A 10942-nucleotide genomic window follows, 5' to 3' on the forward strand; every position below is an offset into this window, starting at 1 on the left:
GGTCGATCAGCTGGGGGTGCCGGGCCGGCTCCGGTTCAGGATGTCGGTGACCAGCATGCGTCCGCCGAGCAGGCGGAGGGCGGCGAGGCGGGAGTTGGCGCGGCCGAGGTTCTGGGTTCGGCAGCCGCGCTCGTAGTAGAAGACGTCCCACCAGCCGTCCTCGGCTTCGATCATGCACCAGGCTTGTTCGCGCAATCTGCCCTCGGACACCAGCGAATTCGGGGTGGCGACTTTGGAGAATCGTGCCAGCTGGCTGGTCGGGTCCTGGGGAAAGAGCCCACTTCCGGTCACGACGCGATCTCCTCGATGAATTTGGCGCCCACCAGGTCGACGACGGGCATGACGGTGAAGTACTGGGTGCCGCCGCCCGGCTGCCCGAACCAGGGTGCGACCGGGCCCGCCCACACCGGCGTTTCGCTGATCACCCGCCAGCGGCGGTAACCCGAATGCGCGTAGTCGATCGGGAGCGAACGTTCGACGAAAGGTGTGCCCATGTCGTACATCAGGCGCGTATAGGTCGAACCGAACGAGTCCAGAATCCGGCCCGGTGCGAGACGGATCGGCGCGCGGCCCGTGGGATCGGCGAAACCGTCCGGATGTTGCTTCGGATCCGGCCAGATCAACCGCCGTTCACCCATCGGCAGCGTGCGATCCTCGGGCACCACGAACCGTTGAACCCAATCGTCTTCGGTGAATTCGCCGAAAACACCGCCCGCATCGTCATCCAGCAACGCCTGCACAGCCGGATGCGAAATAGGCGCCCCGCCGAGCGCGCCCGCGGTCCCGCGCCCAGGAGCCAGCGGCTGCGACCCGCTGAGCCCGCCACCGATCATGCCGAGCATGCCCCAGCACGCGGCATCCTGCCGCGTGTACACGCAGCGGTCGTGCCTGCCACCGCGTTCGTACCAGAACACCTCGAACGTGCCCTCGTCCTCCCCGGGCACAAGGCAATAATGATCGTCGGCCAGCCGGCCGATCGAATAAATCGAGTCCGGCACCTTCAGCCCGCGCAGGATCATCCCGAGCTCGTTGTAATCCACGTCCTGCCCTCTCCTCAGCCCAGCAGATTCTCGAACTCGCGCTCCGCGGCCCTTAGGGCATCCCGGTCCAGAACCGCAGGCACAAACTTCCGTTCCCGCGCGTGAGCAACGAACTCGGCCGGCACCTCCACCCCGTACTGCCGCACGAAGTACCCCCAGTACGAGGGCCACGCCCACGTCCCGTCGGTCGAGTATCCGATCGACACCACCCGCTTCGCGGCCGGGTCCAGAGGATCGTCGATCGACGCGGTCACCCAGAGCGCGCTGGACTCATCCAGGTACGTGGCCAGGGACGAACGAACGTCCTCGTCCAGCTTGCCGAGCCTTTCCCGCGCGGAGACCTGCCCGAACGCGGACTCGTCGTCCGCGTCATCGAGCTGGGCGACTACTTCGGTGAGATCGGGCAGTACGTTCATGGTTTCAGGTTCTTCCCATCAGTTCTTGCCGGTGCTCAGCATCGCCGTTCGGGTTCTGATTTCCGGGTACAAGGATCCGTACATTCGCGCCGTGGCTGCTGAGCCAGTCCGCGAGCTCTTGGCCGTCCAGTGCCCGCGAGTCGGATCCATCGAGGATCTGCGCAGGACCATATGCGATGCCCGTCATTCCTTCGATGAGTGTTGTCTCGTCCAGCAAGACCTCGATCGCACACGCCTCGAATCGTGCTCCGCGCAGGTTCGCTCCGCGGAGGTCGGCGTTGATCAGGTTGCAGTCGGTGAATACCGCCTCGCTGAGATTCGAAGAACGCATCTTCGTCCGGCAGAACGACGTCTTGGTGATCGAGCACGACCTGAGATCAGCATGTGCCAGATCGGCGTAATCCCACTCGACCCGGGCGATTCTCGAGCGGGCCAAATCGGCACCGGTGAAATCTGTTTCGGACAGGTCTGAGCGGTAGATGACTGCATCGCGGATGATGGTTCCGCGGAAAGACGAACCGTTCATCTGGCAGTTGGAGAAGTCGCCGCCGGTGAGATCCGCTGTATCGAACTTGTGGCCGTATGCGGCGAATCCCTCGCCCGTGCGCAAGCGCCTGCCGCGCCGTCCATGGCTGTTGGAAACATCGGGGACCCCATGCCTCGGTCGGACGCTTCGCCAGGTGGTGTCGGGTCCTTGTCTGCGAACACCATCTAGAACTCGAAAGTGCCGTTCTGGGGCCATAACCCGTGCTGGCGGCTGCGCGCTTCCGCCCATGCTTTCGCATGTCGGACCGATTCGTGGATCGCGCGTGTGGTCGATGTGAATTTCAGGGTTTGTTTGTTGATCACCAGTTGATGTTCGATCGGTGGCTGCGCCGGCGTCTGAGTCTCGGATCGGGCTGACACCCGGTACTCGATCTCCTCCGTTGTTTCCCATATCCGTTCGATGTCGACCCGCCATATCGGTGGATACACCCGGTATCCCCGCACCGGCCGACCCGTCCTGATCGCTTCGTCGTATTCCTCGCCGATCGTCTCCGGCTCGAGGCTCGAATGGGCCGTGATCACACCCGTCTGCTTGTTGACGACGTAGTTGCCCAGGCCGAGCCCTTCGCCGCTGGCCAGCTCCTCCTCGGTCAGGACCGTTTGGCAAACCCAGCCATATTCGCACTGTAGTACCCAGAAATCGCGAGTTGCCCCAAGAGTATCCGCCAAGAATCCGCGGACCTGCTCCCGAGTTTCCAATGGCTCCACCATGGCTCAGTGAACCCCCCTCTTGTCGGACCTATGTTTGTGAAAGCCATTCTGCACGAGTCGCTCTGGCGCCTAATCCGTGGATCGGGAGCGCCGGTACATTTCGGCGACTTGTTTGTGCGGGAGATTGGGCCAGAGTGAGAGCTGGCCGGTCTGTCTGTCGATGACTCCGACACCGGATCCGGCTCGCCTCGATCTGGGTCGGCGTGGTGCCGATTCGCTCGCCGGTTCGTCCATCGCGGCGGGGATCAGCGGATAGACGACGAAACCGGCGTCGAATTCGTACACGCCGCCGCGGCCCCGCTTGCCGGAATGAGCGCGGCCCATCCACTCGTCGGCGATGGCCTGGGCTTGAAAGATGTCAACCGGTCCGGCGCCGGGCCTCGGTGCCGGTTCGGTGCTTCGAGGGAGGAGCGGGATGGCGACTCCCTCGACCTTCGGGACCGCACCACTTTCGCGTTGCCGGTAGATCTCGAGCGCAGCGGCCTCGGCTGTGATTGGTGTTGTTGCCGGATCGTTGGCAGGGTCGGATAGTTCGACTGGTTCCCAAGTGCCCGTGGCGCTGAAGGATTCGGTCTGGCCACTTGGGAGGTGACGGATGATATCGGTCCGGCCCGAGGCATTGCGCCGGGTGAAGTACGAGACTTGTTCGGGCACGTACTACTACTCCTTCGTCGATGGATATCTGGGCTCGTAGTCGAACGACGGTTGTTGACCGGCATCCTGCCTGGCGAACTCGTCCTCCCACATCGTGTACGTCCGCTGGAACAACGACGCAACCAGCGCTCGTTCCTCCGGTGTCATATGGCGTCTCTCAGCTCTACGCTGTTCGAATATCGCTGAAATCGTTTCGTACAGTGCGAAGACCGGGCCGGATCCGCGAAGATGTTCCATCCGCGCCTCCTCGACCGCCCGGATGAAATCCCGCTCGGACCTGAACGTTCTTATGTGGCTTTCGGTACGCGCGCTGAGCACCTCCTCCACGATCTCGAACGGCGCGGTTTCGAACCTACCCGTGTCGTTATTCAATATGCTGCCGACATCACGGCCGTCCGGGGTCGATTCCACCTTGATCGGACGGGCGAAGTATTGGTAGTAGCGTGGGCGTGCCGAGGTCATGTCAGTCCCCTTTCTAAGGCCATCTGAAACATCTCGACAGAACGTCGTTCGAGTGCGGCCTTCAGTGCAGATTCGTTCGGTGTCAGCTCCCTGCCTTCGGACTCGGCCAGCGCTTTGAGATCACGCCTGCCTTCATAGAGAGCGTGCTCGTAATTCGCAACCTCGTCGATGTGGCTGAGATGCAGCCGAAGCTCGGCGATATGACCGTTCGGCATCCGTACCTTCATTTGCAGGTCGCGGTAGCCTGACCCGACTGGTTCGTTGAATCGGTCATCGAAATCGACAATCTCGATACGCTCATCGCTTGCAAGCAAACCGGCGGCGCGATAGATGTCCGAAACGCTGTCGAACACGATCTTCGCCCCGACGAGATCGGTCAGTCGGGAAACGTTTCCCTCGTAACCGGCAACCTTGTCCTCGGCGCGCACCCGGTCCTTCGGCTCGTTCCGCCAACCGGCCTGGCCGTCTGTTTCCAGAGCAACTTCGCGGACAACAGCGTTCAACGCATCCTGTGTAGCTTCCCATTGCTGGTACTGCCGATCGAGATATTGGCTCCTGTACTGGGGGTCGTCCTTTCTGCTCACATCGAAATCGGGTTGGCGCCGGTCCGTATCCAAGTACTCCTCGGCGCAGGCACGTAATGCCTCCGAGATTGTGTGTTGTTCCGGTGTCAGCGGAGTCGGCTCGGGTCCTGGTGCAGATTCGTGCTCGGCAAGTATTTCGTCGGGCCCGCGGTCGCGCACTTCGTGTGCGGCATCGATCAGTACGGGAATCGCCTCGGGGTGATTCATCAGCGATCCGAGCGTCTTCGGGCGAGCGAGTAGAGATTTCTCCAGGTAGTCGGTCTCCTGAAGCAGAGCCGCCAGCTCGGGATGCTGTGGGAGAAGCCGGCGAATTGCCTGACCGATCGGCACCTCAGCGCCGTCTACTACCACGGTAGTGCCTTGTTCGTCGGCACGGCTCAACGCTTGCGCTACATGCGGCTGGGCCAGATACTCCTCTGCGTCGAGCAGCGGTGACACATGTTGGCCGATCGCCGACGGATCGGTTCCCTCTCCGCTATCGCCAGTTTCGCCGGCGGGGCGGTTCGGCGGCCCTTCTGGAGGTTCGGTTGAGGCATTGGGGTAACCCTGATCCGGGTCGAGCACGGGATTCCGGTCGGAGTCCATTGTGATTGCCCAGACGTCACCGACGCCCTCCGTAAACGGGAAGTAATCGGTGATAGTTCGCGTTTGGAAGTCGACCCACAGAACTCTGCCGTTGTCGTTGATCAACGCGAGTTGGTGAGAGCCTGGATCGCAAGGTAGCCCGGTACCAGGGTCGATCTCTGGTGGATCTGTGGGTGCCCACTCGACAAGAACTGCAGCACTTGCGCCAGGGCCTGCGTCGGCCACCCGTTGCATGACCTCATCGAGCCCATCGTCACCGGTTCCGGTGTACGAGTACCGTGCGCCCGCCCATTCCTCCATGTTCGAGATGCCGTCTATTTCGCCCGCCCAATCCGGTCGCCCGAATTCGTCGGTCTCGAGCATCCTTGCAGCCGCCGCTTGGGGGTCCCCGTAGTAGGTCGACAAGCCCGCTCGTGTGGCGTCGACACAGTTGATGCCCCGGCCGGAGTCAGCCCACGGTCCGCCGTCATTGACTTCGTCTACCCACGAGTGGTTGACGGGCGGGTGTACCAACGGTTCACCGTTGGAGTCCCGAGGTACCGCGTTCTCGACAGCTTGCTGAAACTCGGGTTCGACGGGACGCAGACCACCGGGCTGTTCAAACGGGCGAACTTCATCGAGCGTCCGACGGGGCACTTCATCTGGGTGAGCGGGAGTGTCCGACGGTTGAGATGAACCGGCTGATGAGTGGTCGGGCGCGGGTGATCCGGGCCTCCCTGCGGGGGTGGGACCTGCGAGGCCGGCCGGGGCAGCCGTCTGGGGGCGGTCTTGGCCGGCAATGTGATCAGACGCGCGGGGTCTTCCGCCTCTGACCTCGTCCTGCGAAGCGCTGGGTGGATGTGCGTTCTGTGCTGTTGTTCGTGAATCTGGCTCCTGGCCGTGGCCTAGGGGCCCGGGGTTCTGTTGGTGATTGTCTGACGTCGACCGAGGATGAATCTCGCGACTATCGCCAGACCGATCGTCATTCGCCGCTAGTACGCGGTAGTCCCCGCTTCCGGCCACGTCCCGTCCTGGGTCTTGCGCCAGTCCAGCCATGACGTCACCACTGCTGATGTGGTCCCGGTTGGTTGGTATTCCAGCGTTCGTTTGTTGATCACGAGGTGGAAGGTGTTCGGAGGTTTCCGCTCGGCGAGTTCCGTCACCTGGTACTCGATCTGGTCGATCGTCTCGTTGGTGCGGCGAAGGCTGATGCGGTTCTGCGGTGGGTAGACCTGACGTGCGGTCGGTTGTTGTCCGGTCCGCATCGCTCGTGTGTAATCCTCCGCGATTTTCGGGCCCGGCCAGCTCGGGTATCGGTGCACCACTCCGGTCTCCGCGTTCACTACCAGACTCGTCATCCCGACCCTCTGGCTGAACGTCGTGTCCGGCCCGGGTTGCGGGCTGCATAGCCAGCCGTGCTCGATCTCCCCGATCCGATAGCTCCGGCTGGGACCGAAGATCTGCTCCAGGTACTGCTGGACCTGTTCCTTGGTTCTGTACGGCGCCGGCATCGTAGTTAACTCCTTGATCAGCAGGGATTGGCGTGAACCACACATCGAGCGATGCGTTCGCCATATAGATAGGTGGGTGGTCGGACATTTCCCCGGACTGAGGATCCCACCACACCGGGCCATCGGCGCCGAGGGGGTAGACGATGACTGTTGCGTGTGTGCCTCCGGAGCGAGGAGTCCCGTTCGCGTTGTATTCGAATTGCTGCGTTTCGGGGTTCCACGCATGCCACTCATTGACTATCAGCGCTGCCGATCCAGGACCCAGCTGAGTAATCCACGAATGCATAGATGCGAACTGCTCAGGTACAGATCTTTCGCCGTTATCAAAGCTCAGAAGCCCGCCCCCGAGCCAGCGCTCTGCTCGGCTCAGTCCGCTGAACTCACCGGTGGATTCGTCAAGAGTTCCGTTCGCCGACCGATCTGGCCACCGCGGTGCGGACACCTGAGGATTACCGAAGAACGACGACAGCGCCGACAACGAGCAGTCGAGGCAATTGTTGCCGCGGCCGGCTACGGTCGGGCCACCATCGTTGATGAGCCGACCGTAGGGGTGCGTACGAGGGTCCGCGCCTATCTGGAAGCCATTTCCTGCGCGAAGCGAGTCTTGTACGGCAGTTTGATATTCGACCTGTTCCACCGCTTGAAGTTCAGTCCTACCGAACCTCCTGAGGTCCGATGGATTTCCGAGCCGTGTCGGAGTATTACTGGCCGCGATGTCGTCACTGAGTTGCCGCAGATCATCCTGAGTGAGCCCCGGGTTGCCAGTTGTCGACACCGTCGGGAGGCCGAGTTGGTGACGAATCTGGCCGGTAGCGTCATCGGCGTTGCTGTGGGGTGGTAGGGCGCTGAGGTTTTCGCGGTTGTTGTCCACAGTCAGTTGAACATGGGCGTCTGCCGGGTCGGTGGTGTACACGACGTCGACCAGGAGGGCGTCACCGCTGAGTAGACGTTGCTCGTTATTGAATGCGCGGTCGACTGACCGCTCAACCGATTCCATGAACTGCCGAACATCATGCGGCGGGACGTTTCGTGCAACATCGAGGTTGATCCGAATGGATATCACCGAAAGGCGGTGCCCGGAAGGAAGTTCGTACCGGCGGACATCGTATCCCGGCCTCTGACGAGAGTTGTGGTTTCGGGAGGTAGAGACCGGGGTTGTTCGGCCATCAATCGGTGGCCTATTGCGATAGAACTCGCGGGCCACACGTGCCTGGGCGGTAGGCGTCTGTTGTGGCTGGCGGGTGCGCGGCGGTGTGTTCTGTCGCGGATTCGGGACCGGTGAGTGTGGGTGAGTGCCTGGGGTGTTCGGGATCGGGTTGTGGGTGCGGGCAGGGGTGGGTGTGCTGGGGTCGCGATGCTGATCCGGGATATGGGCGGTGCGCAGAGGGGCTGTGGATTGCGGTCTGGCGGTCGGTGGGGTCGACCGGTCGGGGTGGCCCAGTGTGGCCGAATGGGGGCGGCCTCCCAGGGGCGCCGGAGATTCGGCCCGGTTTGGGCCGGCATGCGGGGTGGACTCTGGGGCGCGGGCGTCCGGGAATGCCGGGTACGGGTAGTGCTGGTTGGTGGTGGAGGGGCTCGGCGCCGGGGAGTTGTTGGCCTGGTCGCGGGCAGGGTTGGGCCACCAGCTGGGGAGTTGGGTTCGCGCCCGGTGGGCTTCGAGGTTGGTGAAATCGTGGAGGTCGGTGGAGGCGGGGGTTGTGCCTGGGAGAGTGGTGCTCGTGGGGGTGGTGTCGTGGGGAGAGGGCCTGGTTGCTGGGGAGGAGTCGTGGGTTTCGTCGCGCGCGGGGTCGACGGACTGCTGGTTCGGGGCGCCCGGGTGGTGGTTGCCGGGGTCCGAGGTGGGCGTGTTGTGGGGCGTATCGGGCGCAGGTGGGTTGGCGGCGAGTTGGGCTCGTTCGGCTTGGAATTCGGCTTCGGTGGGTTGGTAGCGGCCGATGTGGGGGTTGTATTCGCCGGCGAAGAAGGGGTCGCGGGGGATGGGGCGGCCGTCGTTGAAGTGGGCTACGTATTTGTGGATGGTGGGGTCGTAGCCGGGGCGGTTGGGTGGGGGTGTGAGGTGGGTTTCGGTCGGCTGGGGCGACGGCGGGTCGGTGGCGACGGAGTCGCGGCTCGGGGCGGTCGGCCGGGTGCTGTCGTTCGAGGGCGGCGTGGGGTCGCCGGCGCCGGGCCGTGGAGTGGGCGCGGGTGACGTTGCGGGAGTGGAGTCCTGGGGCGACGGCGGGGGTGTCGAGGTGGGTGCGTCGGAACCTGTCGAGGTGGGTGAGTTCGGCTGCGTGCCGGGGTCGTTGCGGCGTGGTGAGGTCGGCCGGGCAGGGCTATTGGACGGTGGGGTGGGGCGCGTGGATGCGGGGCCGGCGGCTTGCGGGCTCGGTCCCGGTTGTGTTGTGGGAGTGGGGCTCTGCTGGGGCGAGAGCGGGGTGGACGTGGGTGTGGCGGCGCCAGAGGCGGACGGCGAGTTCGTCTGCGTGCCGCCATCGAGCGAGGGTGCGGTGGCTGTCGCGGCCGCGGCGGTGGTGTTGGAGGGTGCGACGGTGAGGGGAGCGCCGGTGGTGGACTGTGCGTCGGGATCGGTCGGGGTGTTGGGGTCCGGCAGGTCGAGCGGGCTCGGGGTTTGCTCGGCGGGGGCGTCCTGAGGTGGCAGATCCAGGGGACGCGGAGCTTGGGTGGGTCGACCATCCTGGTCGGGGAGGTCCAGGGGGTCGTTGGCGCGACTCGGGGTGGGGTTCTGGTCGGGGAGGTCGAGTGGGGTGGGTTCCTGAGTAGGTGCGGGGTCCTGGCTCGGGAGGTCTAGAGGGCTCGGCTCCTGGGTGGGGGCCGGGTTCTGGTTCGGGAGGTCGAGCGGGGTCGGTTCCTGGGCCGGCGCGGGTTCCTGGCTGGGGAGATCGAGGGGGCTCGGCGTCTGATCGGGAGCAGTAGTGGGGGAATCCTGTTCGGGGAGATCCAACGAACCGACGGGGGTGTCCGGCGTTTGGTCGCCGGGGCGCGATGGCTGGTTCGGCGACGCGGTGGGAGCGGCCTGGTTCGGCTGTGTCGCTGACGGGCTGTCCGGGGCGGCGGTGGAGTTCGGCCGCGACTGAGCCGGGTCGCTCGGGGACGCGGGAGCGGACGGGGTGGTGGGAGCCGTGGGCCCGGTCGGCTGGGCGGCGGTGGATGGACTCTGCTGGGTGGAGTTGCCGGGTTCGGCCGGTGCTTGCTGCGGTTGCGCTGTGGTCGGGGAGCTGGCCGGGTTCTGCGGATCGGCTGGCGCGCCCTCGGTGGTTTGGGGTGACGGGGTGTGCGAGTCCGGGACCGGGGAGGGCTGTGGGGTTTGGGATGCGGGGGCGTCCTGGGCCGGCTGGGTGGGGCGGCCGGTATCGGTGGCTGGGTTGTCGCCGGTGCCGGTGCCGGTGCCGGTGCCGGTGTCGTTGGCGCCGGGGTCGGTGCTGGTGGGTGCGGGTTGCTGCGGAATGCCCGACTGGTTCGGCTGGGTGGGACCCGTCGAGTTGTCCTGTGCCGGCAGGTCCGGGGAGGTGGGGTCCTGGGCCGGCTGCGTCGACTGCGGTGCGGATGGATCCTGGGCGGGCAGGTCGAGGGAGTCGGGCTGGGCCGGTGAGCCGGTGCCTGCGGGGCTGACGTTGCCGGAGGCGGTGTTGCCGGGTTCTTCGGCGGTGGGTGTGGTGGAACGTGGCTGGTCGGCGGGTGGGTTGGTGGCACCGCTGCCCTGGTCACCGCTGTCGGTGCCGGTGGGGAACGGCTGTTGGGTGGGAGGCTGGTCGGCTCCGGCGTCTGTGGTTCCGGTGCCGCTCGGGTCACCGACGGGGTTCGTTTGAGTGGGGTTGCTATCGCCGCCGGTGTTGGTTGCGCTGCCGTCAGGTTGAGTGCGAGTGGGCGGCTCGTTGCCGTGGGCGGAGTCGTTGCTGCCGGCGTTTGCGGGCGCGGTTTGGCCCGGTTCGTTCCCGGCGTTCGTGTTGGAGGGCGGGTTCTCGCCGGTTCCGGTGGGGTCGTTGTTGCTACCGGTGTTGGTTGGATCGCCAGGTTGGGTACGGGCGGGAGGTTCGTTGCCGTTGCTGGTGTTGTCGTTGGTGTTGGCGTTGGCCGGGGCGGTTTGGCCGGGCTGGTTTCCGGTGTTGTTCGGGGAGTTCTCTCCGCCGCGACCGTTGTTGCCGGTGGGGTTGTCTCCGCCGTGGTCGCCGTCGTTGCCCGTGTTGTTGGGGTTCTGGTTCCCGCTGCGGTCGCCGTCGTTGCCGCCGCGGTCGTTGTTGTTGTCGCCGCGGTCGGAGTTGTCGTTGTTCTGGGGTTCGGGGTCGTTGCCGCCGGATTCGGGGTCGTTGTCGGGCCCGTTTCCTGGTTCGTTGTCGCCGCCGCCGTCGTTTGCGCCGCGGTCGAATTGGTTTTGGGCGGCGCCGGCGGCGGCGCTGGTGAACGTATCGGCCGAGAGTTCGAATTCTTCGCCGGTGATCGCGGCCATCGCGGCT

9 protein-coding genes and 1 pseudogene are annotated in these 10942 nt (G+C 64.8%); 1 reads left to right on the plus strand and 9 read right to left on the minus strand.

The window, feature by feature from the left end; all coding sequences use genetic code 11:
* Positions 1-6: 6 nt before the first annotated feature.
* The 9 genes and pseudogenes from FEK34_RS22015 to FEK34_RS31400 form a co-directional block, all read right to left on the minus strand.
* On the minus strand, positions 7-291 hold the full coding sequence (locus tag FEK34_RS22015; protein ID WP_138450498.1) for a hypothetical protein: 285 nt from the start codon (positions 289-291) through the stop codon (positions 7-9).
* The gene (locus tag FEK34_RS22020) at positions 288-1040 is read right to left on the minus strand and encodes a TNT domain-containing protein (RefSeq protein WP_138450500.1); all 753 of its coding nucleotides are present in this window, start codon (positions 1038-1040) and stop codon (positions 288-290) included. The genes FEK34_RS22015 and FEK34_RS22020 overlap by 4 nt, the downstream gene beginning before the upstream one ends.
* A 14-nt stretch (positions 1041-1054) precedes the next feature.
* Entirely contained in the window at positions 1055-1456 is a 402-nt protein-coding gene (locus FEK34_RS22025) for a hypothetical protein (RefSeq protein ID WP_138450502.1), read from the minus strand.
* A gap of 4 nt (positions 1457-1460) precedes the next feature.
* Positions 1461-2066: a pentapeptide repeat-containing protein gene (locus tag FEK34_RS30105; RefSeq protein WP_171048331.1), complete on the minus strand. Its 606-nt coding sequence runs from the start codon at positions 2064-2066 to the stop codon at positions 1461-1463.
* Between the two features lie 101 nt (positions 2067-2167).
* Positions 2168-2713 (minus strand): hypothetical protein, encoded by a 546-nt coding sequence (locus FEK34_RS30110; protein WP_171048332.1) that lies wholly within the window; start codon positions 2711-2713, stop codon positions 2168-2170.
* A 660-nt stretch (positions 2714-3373) separates the two neighbouring features.
* Positions 3374-3829: a hypothetical protein gene (locus FEK34_RS22035; protein WP_138450506.1), complete on the minus strand. Its 456-nt coding sequence runs from the start codon at positions 3827-3829 to the stop codon at positions 3374-3376.
* Positions 3826-6033 carry a toxin glutamine deamidase domain-containing protein gene (locus tag FEK34_RS30940; RefSeq protein ID WP_249359477.1) on the minus strand — a complete coding sequence of 736 codons (2208 nt, stop codon included), beginning with the start codon at positions 6031-6033 and terminating at the stop codon, positions 3826-3828. Before FEK34_RS30940 ends, FEK34_RS22035 begins: the two co-directional genes overlap by 4 nt.
* Positions 5970-6488 carry a hypothetical protein gene (locus FEK34_RS30945; RefSeq protein WP_249359479.1) on the minus strand — a complete coding sequence of 173 codons (519 nt, stop codon included), beginning with the start codon at positions 6486-6488 and terminating at the stop codon, positions 5970-5972. The genes FEK34_RS30940 and FEK34_RS30945 overlap by 64 nt, the downstream gene beginning before the upstream one ends.
* 103 nt (positions 6489-6591) lie before the next feature.
* Positions 6592-7485 (minus strand): annotated as a pseudogene (locus tag FEK34_RS31400) (toxin glutamine deamidase domain-containing protein); the annotation flags it as partial.
* Between the two features lie 3165 nt (positions 7486-10650).
* Here FEK34_RS31400 and FEK34_RS30470 point away from each other — a divergent pair.
* A partial coding sequence (locus FEK34_RS30470; RefSeq protein WP_212748800.1) for a hypothetical protein occupies positions 10651-10942 on the plus strand: 292 nt, incomplete at its 3' end.

This window comes from Nocardia cyriacigeorgica (genome assembly GCF_005863245.1).
GTDB lineage: Bacteria > Actinomycetota > Actinomycetes > Mycobacteriales > Mycobacteriaceae > Nocardia > Nocardia cyriacigeorgica_C.

Coding starts and splice junctions, on each gene's coding strand:
- FEK34_RS30945 (WP_249359479.1), bottom strand. CDS start 6,488: ATGCCGGCGCCGTACAGAACCAAGGAACAGGTCCAGCAGTACCTGGAG.
- FEK34_RS22025 (WP_138450502.1), bottom strand. CDS start 1,456: ATGAACGTACTGCCCGATCTCACCGAAGTAGTCGCCCAGCTCGATGAC.
- FEK34_RS30110 (WP_171048332.1), bottom strand. CDS start 2,713: ATGGTGGAGCCATTGGAAACTCGGGAGCAGGTCCGCGGATTCTTGGCG.
- FEK34_RS30940 (WP_249359477.1), bottom strand. CDS start 6,033: ATGGCTGGACTGGCGCAAGACCCAGGACGGGACGTGGCCGGAAGCGGG.
- FEK34_RS22035 (WP_138450506.1), bottom strand. CDS start 3,829: ATGACCTCGGCACGCCCACGCTACTACCAATACTTCGCCCGTCCGATC.